Here is a 14,934-nt window from a genome sequence, read left to right as displayed (position 1 = left end):
CGGAGTGAATACTGCCCTTGCCATTAGCAATTGATTAGCGGGTAATGGCTTGAATGATTTTCAAGCCTTGTTATCAGGTATCTGCCATGGAAACCCTCGCCAACCTCGAATCCTTTGTGCGCAGCGCTGAAACCGGGAGCTTTTCGGCGGCCGCCCGTTTGCTCGCCCTGACCCCGGCCGCTGTCAGTCGCAATGTGGCGACCCTGGAGCGCAACATCGGCGTGCGCCTGTTCCAGCGCTCGACCCGCAAGCTGTCCCTGACCGAAGCTGGGGAACGCTTCCTGGCCAGCATTGGCGGCAATCTGCAGGCGCTGCAAGCGGCGATCAACGCGGTCACCACCGATAAAGGCGAGCCTGCGGGTGTGCTCAAGGTCAGCCTGGCGCCCACTTTCGGCATCGGCCATATCCTGCCGTTGCTGCCGCAATTCCTGGCGCGCTACCCACTGATCCGCCCCGAATGGCATTTCGAAAACCGCGCCGTGGACCTGATTGCCGAAGGTTATGACGCCGCCATTGGCGGTGGCTTCGACCTGACGCCTGGGGTCGTTTCCCGGACCCTGGCGCCGGCCCAGGTGGTAGCCGTCGTTTCACCGGCCTATCTGGCGACTGTGACTGCCCCCGCCACCCCCGCTGAACTGGCCGGGCTGCGGGGTATCGTGATGCGCGGCACGGGCACCGGGCGCATTCGCCAGTGGGTCATGCGCGATGACCTGGGCAATGAATCGCCGGCCAGCCTGAGCGAAAACATCGTGCTCAACGACCCGGCCGCCATGCGCGAGGCCGCCATCCTTGGCCTGGGCGTGACGCTGCTGGTGCTGCCCGATGTGCTGCCGAACATTCAGCGCGGCGAACTGGTGCGACTGTTGCCGGACTGGCATGGGGATGCGGGGGCGATTTCGCTGTACTACCCGAGCCGGACGCTAATGCCGGCCAAGACCCGGGTGTTTGTTGATTTCCTGGTACAAGCCTTTGACCGGGGTTGAAGATCAACAGATCGCAGCCTGCGGCAGCTCCTACGCAGGAAAGCGTGTTTCTGTAGGAGCTGCCGCAGGCTGCGATCTTTTAATGGCTCAAGCCAAAAACTGCAGGATCAACCAGCTGTTAGCCCCACTGATCACCACAAACAACCCCCACGCCAACACCCGCGTCGGCCAGCGATTCACAAACGGGCCCATCAGCTTGCGGTCATTGGTCATGCGAATCAGCGGATAGAGCGCAAACGGCAATTGCAGGCTCAGCACCACCTGGCTCAACACCAACAGCTTGCCCACCGCACCATCGCCCATCAGCCAGACCCCCACGAATGCCGGGATCAGCGCCAGCCCACGGGTGATCAAACGCCGCTGCCAGCACGGCAGCCGCAGGTTGAGGAAACCCTCCATGATCACCTGGCCGGCGATGGTGCCGGTGAAGGTCGAACTCTGCCCCGACGCCAGCAACGCGACGCCAAACAGCACACTGGCCAGCGCCCCGCCCACCAAGGGATCCAGCAAGTGATAGGCGTCCTGGATGTCCACCACATCGGTATGCCCGGTCTTGTGAAACGCGGCGGCGGCGAGGATCAGGATCGCCGCGTTGACCATGAGCGCCAGGGCCAGGGAGCCGATGGTGTCGATGCGCGCCAGTTTGACCGCATCCTCCTTGCTGGCCTGGTCCTTGCCGATCAACCGCGTTTGCACGATCGAGGTGTGCAGGTACAGGTTATGCGGCATCACCGTGGCGCCGAGAATGCCGATGGCCAGGTACAGCGGCGCCGCGTCGGCGAGGGCTGACAGCGACGGCTTGAAGCCTTGCGCCACCTCGGGCCAGTAAGGCTTGATCAACAACAGCTCGACAAAGAAACAGGCGCCGATGGTGCCCACCAGCACCAGCATGATCGCCTCCAGGCGCCGAAAACCACGGTTCTGCAGGGCCAGTACCAGCAGGGTGTCGAAGGCCGTGAGGGCGATGCCGAAAGTCAGCGAGCAACCCAGCAGCAAATGGAACGCCAGGGCACAGCCGAGCACTTCGGCGAGGTCGGTGGCAATGATCGAGATCTCCGCCAGCACCCACTGGGTGCGCGCCGTCCGTGTGCTGTAGCGCGCCCGGCACAGCTGCGCCAGGTCCCGCCCGGTGGCGATGCCCAGGCGCGAGCACAAACACTGCACCACCATCCCCGCCAGACTGGCCAGCAACACCACGAACAACAGGCTGTAGCCAAACCGCGACCCGGCCTCGATGGCCGTCGCCCAGTTTCCAGGGTCCATGTAGCCGATGGACACCAGCAAGCCGGGACCGGCGAAACGCAACACGCGTTTGAAAAATGACGCGCCGGGATCGACGGCGACAGTACCGGCCACTTCCGGCGGGCAGAACGGCGCAGTGCCGACTTTGGGCAGAGTGAATTTCACGCGAAGGTCCATCAACAGGTGGGAAGGCGCAGCTTAGACGGTTCGCTGCTCACGCCCAAGGAGTAAATACCTGGTGTTCAAGGGGTGGCGAACCCGAGTAATCGTTGGCGTAACTCAGGACTGCGGGTGCGTGGATCGAGCCAGATATCGAAGAAGGCGCGAGCGAATTGCGGATCCTTGACTTCATGCTGCAACTGCTGCCCGACAAAAAACCGTGCGCCCTGCCCCGGCAAGTACACCCCGGTCAGCCGCGTCCCCGCCTGCACATCGACGAACGATTGCTGCATCTGCGCCTGCCACGCCGCCAGTTGCCCGTCACTGACCGAGCCACCGGACAGGCGCTTGATTTCCTTGAGGCTGGCCTCTACCAGGTCATCACGGGAAATCGTGCGCTGGTAAATCAGCTCCAGTGCGAACGGTTGATCATCGACCAACGGCCTCCCCGCACTCCACAGTCGTGCGTTGTAGACATCAAAACCGAACATGCGGAACTCGCCGCTGCCAATGATTTGCGCACCGGGCAACGCCTCCCGCCATTCGGCCAGGGCCTGGGAACCCAGCAATGCCAATAGCCACAGACTATGGCGCAGCGGTGAGCGTTGTCCGTTCATGGTGCGTTCGACTCCTGCGCAATGCCTGTTAAAAACCTATGCGTAAAAACTGCTTTTGTACAATTTCAACCCGTCATTAATTTTGTATACAAAAACTGGTTATCCGTAGAGCAATCCCTCACGGGCAATGCTACCGTTGCCGCCTTACAGAGATCGGAGGTAGACGCGTGCTAATGCTCAAACTGTTGGTAATTCCAGGCTTCCTGCTGCTGATTTCCCTCGCCGGCAAACGCTGGGGGCCGAGTGTGGCGGGCTGGTTGTCGGGGTTGCCGGTGGTGGTCGGGCCGATTCTGTTTTTCCTCGCCATCGAACAGGGCGAAGGGTTTGCCGCCCAATCGGCTCTGGCGGCGCTGTCGGCCATGTTCGCGATGATTTCATTCTGCGTGACCTATGCGCAGGTCGCCCAACGGGCGCAATGGCCCCTGGCGCTGACGGTTTCGCTGGCGGTGTGGGCCGTGGTCGCCACGGTGCTGTCATTGATTCCGCCCTCGCTGCCGGTGTCGGTGATTGCCGCCGCCAGCGCGCTGTTGGCCGCGCCCTACCTGTTCCCGTCGGTGCAGCCGATCGTTTCGGGCCCGGCGCCGAAGTCCGACAAACTCTTGCTGCGCATGGTGGCCGGCGCCCTGTTGACCCTGGCCGTGACTTTGCTCGCCAGCACCGTCGGCGACCGCTGGAGCGGCCTGCTGGCCGTGTTCCCGGTGCTGGGCAGTGTCATGGCCGTGTTCTCGCAACAGACCCGTGGCCCGGCCTTTACCGCCGTGCTGTTGCGGGCTACCGCCACGGGCATGTACTCGTTCTCGGCGTTCTGCCTCGTCCTGGCGCTGGCATTGCCAGGCATGGGGATGAGCGCGTTTGCCCTCGGCGTGGCGGTGTCCGTGGCGATGCTGGGCGTGACCAGGCGCCTGCTGGCCTCCGCGCCCCGCCCACCCGCAACACATTCGAATGTTTCGCACGAGTAGCCCAACTACTCCGTACGTCAATCGAACAGGTTTCGCCCATCATCAGCCTCAGTTCACCACCCACGACTGACTGAGGCCAACACCATGAAATTCTTTTTCCATCCTTCGCCCAACCCGATGAAAGTCGCCCTGCTGCTCGAAGAACTGCAGACGCCCTACGAGCTGATCGGCGTCGATACCTTCAAGGGCGAACAACACCTGCCGGCGTTCCTGGCAATCAACCCGAACGCCAAGGTGCCAGCGCTGGTCGACGGCGACGCCACGGTCTTCGACTCCCAGGCGATCCTGCTGCACCTGGCGCAAACGCACCAGCGCTTCCTGCCGACCAGTGCGGCCGGCAACGCCGAACTGCTGTCGTGGCTGATGTTCATCGCCACCGGCCTGTCACCGTTCTCCGGCCAGGCCGTGCACTTCCTGCACCACGCACCGCAAGACCTGCCCTACGCCAAAAACCGTTACTTGAAGGAAGTCGAGCGGCACTACCGCGTTCTCGACCAACGCCTGGCCGAACATCAATACCTGGCCGGCGACAGCTACAGCATCGCCGACATGGCTCTCTGGGGCTGGGCCAACTACGCACCGTACATCCTTGGCGAAAACGGCCTGGCGGCCTACCCGAACGTCAAGCGCCTGTTCGACGAAATCAGCGCCCGCCCCGCCGCTCAACGCGCACTGGGCCTGAAAGAAAAACTGGTGCTCAAGGCCGAATTCGACGAAGAAACCCGTCGCAACCTGTTCCCGCAAAACCAGGCGTAAACCGCCGGTTCCCGCATGCCGAGGTGATGAAATGAGTGATCAAGTCGCGTTTATCGTTTACCTGCCGGCCAGACCGGAACGTCTGGCCGAAACCCGGGAACGCCTGCTGGACGTGGTGCACCAGATGTCCGCCGAGCCGGACTTCGTCAACACCTGGGTGCACCAGCACCAGGACGAACCGAACACCCTGGTGCTGTATGAAACCTGGAACTGCAGCAAGGAAGACTTCATCAGTCGTCACCTGAGCAAACCCTATCGCCAGGAATACGAGCGGCTATTGCCGGAGTTGCTGGCCAGTGAGCGGCGGATCGAGTTTCTGGACGTGATCAAGCGCTATCCGGTGCGGCGGGAAATGTGATTGCGCTGGGCCTTGGATGAGGAATAAGCCTCTACCCAAGGCGACTATCGGGCTGTGACGAAAGTGCCTCAAATGTCGTTGATCGGGTTTCCCGCGTCGGATATTTCGTAAATGTATCAAGGAAATATCCGACGTCTTTTTAAGGTTGGCCCTCGGAAACCCGGAGCTTAGGATTTGGTTCGGCTGGAGTCATCAACCGCACTGTTTGGCAGGGTGTACTTCGTCGTTACAGCGACGACAACGATCCACATTCCCAATAGACTGCTTTCCATTGATCCTGGAGATCACCATGAGCACGGAACTTTCCCCCATCGTTTCAGAGTTTGAAACCGAAGAGCAGGCCGCCAGCTATGACCGCTGGTTCCGCGCCAAGGTGCAGGCTTCGCTGGATGATCCACGCCCGAGCATTCCGCATGATCAGGTGATGGCCGAGATGCATGCCCTTTTGGAGTCAAAGCGCATCAAGCGCAATGCTGGTTGAGTGGCGGCCCGAAGCACGGGCCGAACTCCGGCAAATCCTCGAATATATTGGCGATCGTAATCTCGAAGCAGCCATTGAGCTGTCCCAGGCCATTGAAGTTGCGACATCGACCCTTCCCGAACATCCCTATCTCTATCGATTCGGCCGAGTACCCGATACTCGGGAGATTGTTGTTCACCCCAACTATTTGGTGATTTATCAAGTAACGGATCGAATCGAGATTGTGAGTGTTGTACATGCCAGACAGAAATACCCGCCTGCCTGAGCATCCATGACCGTCCGTTAGCCCACACTGGAACGCCCGCCAACCTCCGTGGGATGATCGCCCCCCACCGCGCGACCATCCCTGGAGATTCACCCATGTCACTGTTGAGTAAAAAAGCCGTTGTCCTGTTGCTGGCGGCGGCTGCCACTTTGGGGGCATTGAATGCGCAGGCCGCCAAGGCCACGGCCAAGGAGACGGGGGCGGCGCTGAAGGTTTCAATGCTTGATGGCAAGTTCACCTTCACCCTGCCCAAGGGCTTCGTCGCCAACCCGCTGCCGAGCGGCCCTACCGGCGCCAGTGGCACCATGTACGCCAACGAGACCACCAAGACCGTGGTCATTGCCGCCGAAAACAACCTGCCGGAGGGCACCACGGTCAAGGACAACGACGGCGCGTTCCTCGACGGGACCGCGGCCGATTTCGACGCGGCGCAACGCAAGGCCCTGCCGGACTACAACAAGCTCAGCGAAAAAAGCCTGACCCTGAAAAGTACCGGGCTGGGTGTGCGCCAGGTCGACAGCACCGCCACCCAGGGTGGCGGCATGACCCTCAACACCACGCTGATGGCGGCGTCCGGCAAGCATATGACGGTGATTCAGGTCATTTCCCGCCCCGGCGACATGGCGGCCCACGAGACACTGATCAAACAGATCGTCAGCGGCAAGTGAGCCTCAGGGGTTGAGGCGCTGCAACCAGGCGCTCAAGTCCTGCATTTCTTCGGCACTGATGGTATGACCGACACCCTGGTAGGCGTGAAACTCGGGTTCGAGCGACACGCTCTGCAACAGGCTGTTGGCCTCGGTGCCGTCGCTGTACGGCAGGCGTTTGTCCGCCGTGCCATGACCGATGAAAATCGCCAGTGACTGGCGTTTTTCATCCGGTTTCAGCTCCGCGCGCAGCACCGGCAGAATCCGCCCGCTCAACGCGGCGATCCCGCCTACCGCGTCGGGGTGCCGCAAGGCAACTTCGTAGGACATGATCGCGCCCTGGCTGAACCCCACCAGGAACACCTTGTCGGGTTCGGTGTGATACTTCTGCGCCGCCTTCGCGACGAAATCCAGCAGCAACTGGCCGCTGGACTTCAGATCATCGGTCTCACCGTTGTAGGCGCCTTCGCCCTTCTTGCGAAACCATTGGTAACTGCCCTCTTCCATCACCATCGGCGCCCGCACCGACAGATAGGTGTATTGCGCCGGCAGTTGGTCCTTGATGCCGAACAGATCCTGCTCGTTACTGCCGTAGCCGTGGAGGAAAATCACCAGGGGCTGGTCACGGGCATCGGGGTTGGTTTGTTCCAGGTACTTGAGTGGCAGGTCGGTTTGCAGCGGGGTTTGAGCGTGGACAGCGGCGGATGCCAGCAAGGTCAGCAGAACGAGAAACTTCAACATAAGCCTTCCTTCACAGTGCGCAGGATTCGGGGCTGAGCCTAACACTGTGAAGCAGGCAGGGAAATTTTCGGTAAGGCTGATTCAGCCTTCGCGAGCAGGCTCGCTCCCACATTTGAAATGCATTCCATTGTGGGAGCGAGCCTGCTCGCGAAAAGGCCAGATGAGGCGCAGCAACTTCTGGAGTCAGTCGTTGATCAACTTTCCGACCCGAATCGGCTCCCGTCCCGCCACTTTAGCCTGCCAGGTCCCCGGCTGCGTGTAACGCCCGCGATCGATGGCAAACAGCACGCCACTGGTTCCGGCCCGTACGGTGCTGACCCTGTCGTTGAGCGGGTCGACCACTTCGAACAGTGCATCGCCCCGCTCCACCCATTCACCGGCCTCGCGCAGGAAGCTGACCACCCCGTGATGCGGTGCGAACAGGTATTCGGTGCCTTCGAACGGCATCCCTTCACAGCATTCCTGCGGCGCCGCCGGCCAGGTGCCCTTGATCACACCCTGTTCGGCAAGGAAGCCCAGGATCGCTTCGCAGTTGGCTTGCGCCTGGTCGACCCGGGTGTCGCCCATGCTGCCCAGTTCCAGGGTGGTCGCCAGGTTGGCCGGTGGAATCGCGGCATCGGGGAACGCCCTGGCCAGGCGCAACCACGGTGAGGAACAGGACTCGTCGAAGGAACTGCCGCCGGAGTCTTCACACAGCAACGCCACGCCGGCCTTCAAGCGCGCCGCCAGGGATTGCCACTGCGGCCAGTGTTGCGGCAAGGCGTAAATGTGAATCGCCGCATCAAAATCGCAATGCAGATCGAGGGTGATGTCGGCGTCGCAGGCGTGGCGCAGTAACAGGCGATGCATGGCTTCCAGTTGCGAAGCCGGGGCCGGCAAGCCGTCGAGCACCTGGCCCATGGCCTGGCGGATCAGCGTGATGTTCGCTTCGGCATCGTTGCCCAGGCGATCACCGATCAACCGGGCGACCGGAGCACTGAGTTCGACGAATGCGCGGTTGAAATTCTTGCCGCTGCCGAGTTCGAAGCGGCCCATGTGACTGCCTTGCAGATGCTGATCGAGACCGATGGGGTTGGCCACCGGCACCAGTTCAACCACGCCCTGCAACTGGCCCTGGCTTTCCAGCTCGGCCAGGCGCTTCTTCAGCTCCCAGGCCGTACGCATGCCCGGCAGCTCATCGGCGTGCAGGCTGGCCTGGATGTAGACCTTGCGCTTACCTGAACCGTAACGGAACACGCTGAGGGTGCGCTCGGTTCCGAGGTGGCTCCAGGGCAGTGGGTGGTCGATGCGTTGCATGGGGACGCTCCAATTCAAGGGTCACTGAGATCACCTGTGGGAGCGGGCTTGCTCGCGAAAGCGGAATGTCAGGCAACATCTATGTCGAATGTACTGCCGCTTTCGCGAGCAAGCCCGCTCCCACAGGTTTCTCGATTCAAAAGATAGAAATCATAAAAAAGTGGCCGCCGCGTCAACGGCTGCCACTTCTTTCAAACAGCTGGATTACTCGCCGTAAACGTCAAACTTGAAGTACTTGTCCTGCACTTGCTTGTACTTGCCGTTGGCGCGGATTTCGGTGATGGCTTTGTTGAATTGCTCGGCCAGGGCGGTATCGCCCTTGCGCACGGCAATACCGGCACCGCCACCGAAGTATTTCGGATCGTTGTATTCAGGGCCAACGAAGGCGAAGCCTTTACCGGCGTCGGTTTTCAGGAAACCGTCATCCAGGTTGACCGAGTCGGCCAGCAGCGCGTCGACGCGACCGGAAACCATGTCCAGGTTGGCTTCCTGCTGGGAACCGTAACGCACCAGCTCGATCCCGGCCGGCACCAGCACTTCGGTGGCGAAGCGGTCGTGGGTACTGGCGCGCAGCACACCGACTTTCTTGCCCTTGAGCTCGGTCAGCGGGTCCTTGATGGCGGTGCCTTCCTTCATCACGAAGCGCGCCGGGGTGTGGTAGTACTTGATGGTGAAATCGACGTTCTTCTTGCGGTCGTCGGTGATGGTCATGGACGACAGGATGGCGTCGATTTTCTTGACCTTCAGTGCCGGGATCAGGCCGTCGAACTCTTGCTCGACCCAGGTGCACTTCACTTTCATCTGCTCGCACAGCGCGTCGCCGATATCGACGTCGAAACCGGTCAACTTGCCGTCAGGGGTTTTCATCGAGAATGGCGGGTAACCGGCTTCGATACCGATGCGGATCGGCTTGGCGTCGTCGGCCACGGCGGTCAGGGACAACATCGACAGTGCCAGGGCACCGAACATCACTAGCTTCTTCATTTATAACTCCTGTGTGCGGAGACTTTTATTGGCAGCTTTCGGTCGTTTGCTTGTGGCGGGTAAGACCGAAGAGGCCGGCAGTCTAGAGCGGCTCGGGCAGGGCCAATTGTTTCGACGCGACAAGTTCTTACAGAAAATGGTCAAACATCCGACAGTGATTTCAGCGTGCTCCAGCACGGTGCAAAGTCTGTCAGATAATGTTCGCCCACCTGCCCATTCGTGAGAAGCGTGATGTCCGAGTTGAACCTGATCCAGCACCACCCCGCCGAAGGGCCGGGCGCCATTGCCGAATGGGCCGCCTCGCGCGGGGTGACGCTGAATGTCTTTCGTGCAGATCTAGGCCAGTTACCGCCCGTCAGCGCGGCGCCTGTGATCGTGTTGGGTGGGCCCTATGAGTCCAACGCCGGGCCGGCCTGGCTGGAAGCCGAACGGCAATGGCTGGCGGGCAGCCTGGATCGAGGCGCGGCCGTGTTCGCCATTTGCCTGGGGGCACAATTGCTGGCCCTGAGCCTGGGCGGCAATGTGCGGCGCATGGCGCAAAGCGAAACGGGCTGGACCACCGTGAACTTCATCGATGGCCAGGGTTTGAAGGTGCTGGAGTGGCACGAAGATGCCATTGACCTGCCGCCCGGGGCGCAGTTGCTGGCCAGTAGCGAGCACTGTGCACAGCAGATGTACCGCGTAGGGCCAACGCGGGTGGGTTTGCAGTTTCATCCGGAGTGGAATGCGCAATCGGTGGCTTTGTTGAATCAGCACTTCGCCGAAGAATCGCCGTTGCCTCGGGGGGGGGCTCGGGACAACGCCGCCCATGCTGCCGTTTTTGACTGGTTGCAGGCGACGCTGGATGAGTGGTGGGCGGTGACTTGAACAGCAACATCAAAAGATCGCAGGCTGCGCCAGCTCCTACAGATGAATGTGCATCCCCTGTAGGAGCTTGCGCAGCCTGCGATCTTTGCGGCTACCTCAGCATTCGCAACCGATGACCGTATTGACCGGTCGCTGCACCTCGACACTCAACGCAAACCCTTCATCCAGCCATCCGGTCACGCCGCCGATCATCTCCTTGACCGGGTACCCCAGCGCCGCCAGTTTCACTGCCGCCTTGTTCGCGCCGTTGCAGTGCGGGCCCGCGCAATAGACCACGAACAGGCTGCTCCTGGGATAGGCCGCCAGACTTTCAGCGGTGAGCAAGCGGCCCGGAATATTGATGGCCCCCGGCACATGCCCGCGCTCGAATGCCAGCGGCCCCCGCACATCCACCAGGATAAAATCGATCTCCCCGGCCTGTTGGCTGCCATGCACGTCGGAACAGTCGGTTTCGAAGGTCAGGCGGTTGCTGAAATGCATCAGGGCGATGGCCGAAGGTGCGGCGGGGATGTCGCGGACCAGGCTGGTCATGGGCGGTGCTCCAGGGTGTCAGTGGGTGTGAACAGACTGTATCTGCCCGCCCCTTGACGTTACAGTGGCGCATAAGACACTCACCGGGAATTTTCCGCCAAATGCACACTGCCCCAGGATTGGTCGCCATTCTGGCCTACGACGGCCTCTGTACCTTTGAGTTCGGCATCGCCGTGGAGATCTTCGGCCTGGCGCGGCCGGAGTTCGATTTCCCCTGGTACGAACACCGGATTGTCGGCGTCGACCAAGGCCCGATGCGCGCCATGGGCGGCATCCAGGTCCTGGCGGATGGCGGCCTGGACCTGCTCGCCAATGCCCGGACCATCATCATTCCCGGCTGGCGCGACCGCAACGCCGCCGTACCCGAGCCGCTGCTCGCCGCCTTGCGCCAGGCCCACGACCGGGGTGCGCGCTTGCTGTCGATCTGCTCGGGGGTATTCGTGCTGGCCGCCACCGGGTTGCTCAATGGCCACGGCGCCACCACGCACTGGCGCTACACCACGGAACTGGCCGAACGCTTTCCCGACATCCTGGTAGACCCCGATGTGCTGTATGTCGACTCGGGCCAGTTGATCACCTCGGCCGGCAGCGCGGCCGGCATTGACGCCTGCCTGCATCTGGTGGCCCGGGATTTCGGCACCCAGGTGGCCAACGCCGTGGCGCGGCGGCTGGTGATGTCGCCGCAACGCACCGGTGGCCAGGCGCAGTTTATTCCCACGCCGGTCAGTCCTACGCCGCGCAGCGATCTTTCCCGCGTCATGCAGTGGGCACGCGAGCGTCTGCATCAACCGCTGGAAGTGCGTGACCTGGCCAGCGAAGCGGCCATGAGCGAGCGCACCTTCCTGAGGCGCTTCACCGAAGCCAGCGGTCAATCGCCCAAGACCTGGTTGCAACATGAACGCCTGGGCCGCGCCCGCGAACTGCTGGAAAGTACCCATCAAAACACCGAACAGATTGCCCAGCATTGTGGTTATCGATCGGTGGAAAGCTTTCGGGTGGCGTTTCGCAGCGTGGTCGGCGTGCCGCCGTCGGTGTATCGGGAGCGGTTTGGGCGTGGAGATTTGCAGTGTTCTTGAGGGCTTCTTCGCGAGCAAGCCCGCTCCCACAGGTATCGCGGTGACCCTGTGGGAGCGGGCTTGCTCGCGAAGAGGCCCGAAATGACAACCAACCTGTCAAGGCTTGCGCAACAGATAGGTATCCATGATCCAGCCATTGGCCAGCCGCGCCGCCTTGCGCACCCGCTCGATCTCATCCGCCACGTCCCGAAGCTTGCCGCTGATGAGGATTTCGTCCGCCGTCCCCAGGTACGCGCCCCAGTAAATCTCGGTGTCCTGGTCCGCCACCTGATGGTAGGCATCCTGCGCATCGAGCATCACCACCAGGCTGTCGGCATCGCTCACCTGCCCCGCCGCCAGCCGTCGGCCGGTGGTGATTTCGACCGAGCGGCCAATCCGGTTGAGCGGCACTTTATGCTGCGCCGCCAACGCCTGCACACTGGTGATGCCGGGGATCACTTCGAACTCGAAGGCACAGGCGCCCGAGGTAAGAATTGCCTGCAGGATGCGCACGGTGCTGTCGTACAACGCCGGGTCGCCCCACACCAGGAAACCGCCGCACTGGCCGTCGGACAGTTGCTCGTTGATCAGCCGTTCAAAGGTCCGCTGCTTGGCCAGGTTCAGATCGTCGACGCTGGTGGTGTAGTCCACATCGCCCCGTTCGCGCTCCGGGCTTTGCGCTTCGACAAAACGGTAGTCGCGATCGGTGATGTAGCGCTCGCAGATGTCGCGGCGCAGGTCGATCAGCTTGTCCTTGCTCTGGCCCTTGTCCATGAGGAAGAACACATCGGCCCGGTTCAGCGCCTTGACCGCCTGCATCGTGATGTAGTCGGGGTTGCCGGCGCCAATGCCGATGACCAGGAGTGTTTTCATCAAAGCGTTCCTTCGGGCTCGATGCCCGGCAAGCGCAGTCGCCAGCAACCATTGAACCTCAGTTCGATGGCCGACAACGGCTCGACATCAATCAGGTTGAACGCCGGACTTTGCAGCACGTGCGTCAGGGCGGCGCGGATGATAAACGGGTGGGTCACGGCGACGACTTGACCGGGTACCGCCTGCAATGTCACCAGCCAGGCGGCCACCCGCTCAATGACCTGCGCCACCGACTCCCCGCCGTGGGGTGCGGAATCCGGATCGGCAAGCCAGGATTGCAGCCGTTCGGGCTCGCTCTTTTGCACGTCATTGATGCGGGCCGCGTTCCAGCGGCCGAAATCGCAGTCCCTCAGCGCTTCAACCACTTCAACGGTGTCGCCGAACAGTTCGGCGGTTTGCCGGGTCCGCAGCTCCGGGGCGCACATCAGCCTGGGCGAACCCTTGAATCGGGTGCTGCGCGACCCCCTGGCCGATTGCCAATCCATCTCCAACGGCTCATTTGTAGGAAAACGCGCCAATTTCTGTGCGACGGTTCGAGCGTGGCACAGCAAAGTCAAACAGGTCGCCTGCACGAAAATTCTCTCCGTCGCCCGCAAGAAAAAACAGCTTTACGCCGTGGAATAGCGGGCAATTGTGCCGGAACACGGATGATCGGTGGTGTTTCATTCAAGCCCTTGATGCGGGCCGGCTCAGACATTTCATCGCTCAACAATCGCCATATCCGACATTCCAATAGGCGATGCCCTACAAGATAGATTGCCATCTGCGTAGCCTTTGACCCATGGGCATTTGCACTGTTTTTGGGCCGTCAAAATTAACTAGACATGTCACGCCGCTTAAATAAATACTGATTTAAACGGACTATCGATACCCCATCCAGCAGGAGCCAGGATGCCTTCACTCAAAGACCCGATCATCGATCCTGGTCGGACCCTGCACCGTCCGAACCCATAACGACTGAAAAAAGAGCGGAGCCCTCCCGGGCAGCCGCCGCTTCAACGCGTGGAAACCGACAGTGATAGTCAGGCCCGGTGCCCGTCACCGAGCCCTTTGATACAGGAGTGCATCCATGCTGGTCTTGCGTCCAGTGCAGTTAACCGACCTGCCCCAATTGCAGCGTCTCGCCCGCGAGAGCCTGGTGGGCGTCACGTCCTTGCCGGACGATGGCGAGCGCCTGCGCGACAAAATCCTCGATTCCCGCACGTCATTCGAGCAAACCGTGCACAGCCCGGGCCCGGAGAGTTACTGCTTCGTGCTGGAAGACCTGACAGACCGGCGCCTGGTGGGCTGTTCGGAAATCCTCGCCACCGCCGGCTTCTGCGAACCCTTCTACAGCCTGCGCAACCGCCCGTTCAACAGCGCCTCGCGGGAACTGAACATCGAGCACAACGTGCCGGCGCTGTCGGTGTGCCATGACCTCAGCGGTCACACCTTGTTGCGGGGGTTCCATATCGATGCCGCATTGGCGCGCACCGCGTCCTCCGAGCTGTTATCACGGGCGCGACTGTTGTTTATCGCGGCCCATGCCCGGCGTTTTTCCGACGCGGTAATCACCGAAATCGTCGGCTACAGCAGCGACGAGGGTCACTCACCGTTCTGGGATGCCGTGGGCAAGCATTTCTTCGACCTGCCCTACGTCGAGGCAGAACGGCTGTGCGGCCTGGAAAGCCGGACGTTTCTCGCCGAATTGATGCCGCACTACCCCATCTACGTGCCGATGCTGCCCCAGGCCGCCCAGGACTGCATCGGCCGCATTCATCCCGATGGCCAGGACGCCTTCGATATCCTTGAGCGCGAGGGCTTCGAAACCAACAGTTATGTCGACCTGTTCGACGGTGGCCCGACGCTGTTTGCGCGCACGGCCGGCATCCGCTCCATCGCCCGCAGCCACAGCGCGCAGGCCAAACCCGTGGCCGCCATCGATGCCCGTGGCCGCTACCTGGTCAGCAATGATTCCCTGGAAAATTATCGGGCCATCGTCGCCGAACTGGACTATATCGCCGGGCAACCCGTGGGCCTCGACGCCGGCATGTGCGCGGCGCTGAAGGTCAGCGAAGGCAGCCCGATCCGGCTGGTCGCCCTGTGAGCCGCTACCGGCCCGGTGCCCAACGACAGCGCCC

18 protein-coding genes are annotated in these 14,934 nt (G+C 61.6%); 10 read left to right on the top strand and 8 right to left on the bottom strand.

The window, feature by feature from the left end:
- The first annotated feature begins 86 nt into the window (after positions 1 to 86).
- Positions 87 to 983, top strand: coding sequence for a LysR family transcriptional regulator (locus F8N66_RS17450; RefSeq protein WP_150771359.1), 897 nt, complete (start codon positions 87 to 89; stop codon positions 981 to 983).
- Between the two features lie 87 nt (positions 984 to 1,070).
- On the opposite strand, the gene F8N66_RS17445 is transcribed toward F8N66_RS17450, so the two are convergent.
- Both F8N66_RS17445 and F8N66_RS17440 read right to left on the bottom strand, forming a co-directional pair.
- Positions 1,071 to 2,390 carry an Nramp family divalent metal transporter gene (locus F8N66_RS17445; RefSeq protein ID WP_150771358.1) on the bottom strand — a complete coding sequence of 440 codons (1,320 nt, stop codon included), beginning with the start codon at positions 2,388 to 2,390 and terminating at the stop codon, positions 1,071 to 1,073.
- Between the two features lie 77 nt (positions 2,391 to 2,467).
- On the bottom strand, positions 2,468 to 3,001 hold the full coding sequence (locus F8N66_RS17440; RefSeq protein WP_150771357.1) for a chalcone isomerase family protein: 534 nt from the start codon (positions 2,999 to 3,001) through the stop codon (positions 2,468 to 2,470).
- Positions 3,002 to 3,168: 167 nt separating this feature from the next.
- On the opposite strand from F8N66_RS17440, the gene F8N66_RS17435 reads away from it, so the two are divergent.
- From F8N66_RS17435 to F8N66_RS17410, 6 genes are all read left to right on the top strand, one after another.
- A complete protein-coding gene (locus tag F8N66_RS17435; RefSeq protein ID WP_150771356.1) occupies positions 3,169 to 3,960 on the top strand; it encodes a hypothetical protein in 792 nt (263 codons plus the stop codon).
- An 84-nt stretch (positions 3,961 to 4,044) separates the two neighbouring features.
- The gene (locus F8N66_RS17430) at positions 4,045 to 4,716 is read left to right on the top strand and encodes a glutathione S-transferase family protein (RefSeq protein WP_150771355.1); all 672 of its coding nucleotides are present in this window, start codon (positions 4,045 to 4,047) and stop codon (positions 4,714 to 4,716) included.
- A 31-nt stretch (positions 4,717 to 4,747) separates the two neighbouring features.
- Positions 4,748 to 5,074 (top strand): putative quinol monooxygenase, encoded by a 327-nt coding sequence (locus tag F8N66_RS17425; RefSeq protein ID WP_150771354.1) that lies wholly within the window; start codon positions 4,748 to 4,750, stop codon positions 5,072 to 5,074.
- 289 nt (positions 5,075 to 5,363) lie between these two features.
- A complete protein-coding gene (locus F8N66_RS17420; protein WP_150771353.1) occupies positions 5,364 to 5,555 on the top strand; it encodes an antitoxin in 192 nt (63 codons plus the stop codon).
- A complete protein-coding gene (locus tag F8N66_RS17415; RefSeq protein WP_150771352.1) occupies positions 5,545 to 5,820 on the top strand; it encodes a type II toxin-antitoxin system RelE/ParE family toxin in 276 nt (91 codons plus the stop codon). The genes F8N66_RS17420 and F8N66_RS17415 overlap by 11 nt, the downstream gene beginning before the upstream one ends.
- A gap of 95 nt (positions 5,821 to 5,915) precedes the next feature.
- Positions 5,916 to 6,488, top strand: coding sequence for a hypothetical protein (locus F8N66_RS17410; RefSeq protein WP_150771351.1), 573 nt, complete (start codon positions 5,916 to 5,918; stop codon positions 6,486 to 6,488).
- Between the two features lie 3 nt (positions 6,489 to 6,491).
- Here the strand turns inward: F8N66_RS17410 and F8N66_RS17405 are convergent, their stop codons facing one another.
- The 3 genes from F8N66_RS17405 to F8N66_RS17395 form a co-directional block, all read right to left on the bottom strand.
- Positions 6,492 to 7,208, bottom strand: coding sequence for an alpha/beta hydrolase (locus F8N66_RS17405; RefSeq protein WP_150771350.1), 717 nt, complete (start codon positions 7,206 to 7,208; stop codon positions 6,492 to 6,494).
- Between the two features lie 183 nt (positions 7,209 to 7,391).
- Positions 7,392 to 8,504 (bottom strand): M14 family metallopeptidase, encoded by a 1,113-nt coding sequence (locus F8N66_RS17400; RefSeq protein WP_150771349.1) that lies wholly within the window; start codon positions 8,502 to 8,504, stop codon positions 7,392 to 7,394.
- Between the two features lie 204 nt (positions 8,505 to 8,708).
- Complete coding sequence (locus F8N66_RS17395; protein WP_150771348.1) at positions 8,709 to 9,488, bottom strand: ABC transporter substrate-binding protein; 780 nt, start codon at positions 9,486 to 9,488, stop codon at positions 8,709 to 8,711.
- Between the two features lie 231 nt (positions 9,489 to 9,719).
- Between F8N66_RS17395 and F8N66_RS17390 the strand changes: the two genes are divergently transcribed.
- Positions 9,720 to 10,355 carry a type 1 glutamine amidotransferase gene (locus F8N66_RS17390; RefSeq protein ID WP_150771347.1) on the top strand — a complete coding sequence of 212 codons (636 nt, stop codon included), beginning with the start codon at positions 9,720 to 9,722 and terminating at the stop codon, positions 10,353 to 10,355.
- Between the two features lie 96 nt (positions 10,356 to 10,451).
- On the opposite strand, the gene F8N66_RS17385 is transcribed toward F8N66_RS17390, so the two are convergent.
- On the bottom strand, positions 10,452 to 10,886 hold the full coding sequence (locus F8N66_RS17385; protein ID WP_150771346.1) for a rhodanese-like domain-containing protein: 435 nt from the start codon (positions 10,884 to 10,886) through the stop codon (positions 10,452 to 10,454).
- Between the two features lie 101 nt (positions 10,887 to 10,987).
- Here F8N66_RS17385 and ftrA point away from each other — a divergent pair, with 101 nt between their 5' ends.
- The gene (gene ftrA / locus F8N66_RS17380) at positions 10,988 to 11,962 is read left to right on the top strand and encodes a transcriptional regulator FtrA (RefSeq protein ID WP_150771345.1); all 975 of its coding nucleotides are present in this window, start codon (positions 10,988 to 10,990) and stop codon (positions 11,960 to 11,962) included.
- Positions 11,963 to 12,058: 96 nt separating this feature from the next.
- Here ftrA and cobF read toward each other — a convergent pair whose 3' ends face one another.
- The gene (gene cobF / locus F8N66_RS17375) at positions 12,059 to 12,814 is read right to left on the bottom strand and encodes a precorrin-6A synthase (deacetylating) (RefSeq protein ID WP_150771344.1); all 756 of its coding nucleotides are present in this window, start codon (positions 12,812 to 12,814) and stop codon (positions 12,059 to 12,061) included.
- The gene (locus F8N66_RS17370) at positions 12,814 to 13,386 is read right to left on the bottom strand and encodes a histidine phosphatase family protein (RefSeq protein WP_150771343.1); all 573 of its coding nucleotides are present in this window, start codon (positions 13,384 to 13,386) and stop codon (positions 12,814 to 12,816) included. Before F8N66_RS17370 ends, cobF begins: the two co-directional genes overlap by 1 nt.
- Before the next feature lie 497 nt (positions 13,387 to 13,883).
- Between F8N66_RS17370 and F8N66_RS17365 the strand changes: the two genes are divergently transcribed.
- Positions 13,884 to 14,900, top strand: a complete 1,017-nt coding sequence (locus tag F8N66_RS17365) for an arginine N-succinyltransferase (protein ID WP_150771342.1) — start codon at positions 13,884 to 13,886, stop codon at positions 14,898 to 14,900.
- Positions 14,901 to 14,934 lie beyond the last annotated feature (34 nt).

This window comes from Pseudomonas fluorescens (assembly GCF_902498195.1).
In the GTDB taxonomy this organism is placed as follows: Bacteria; Pseudomonadota; Gammaproteobacteria; order Pseudomonadales; family Pseudomonadaceae; genus Aquipseudomonas; species Aquipseudomonas fluorescens_BU.
The sequence above is the reverse complement of the archived record's forward strand: the minus strand, read 5'-3'. Positions and strand labels throughout refer to the sequence as shown.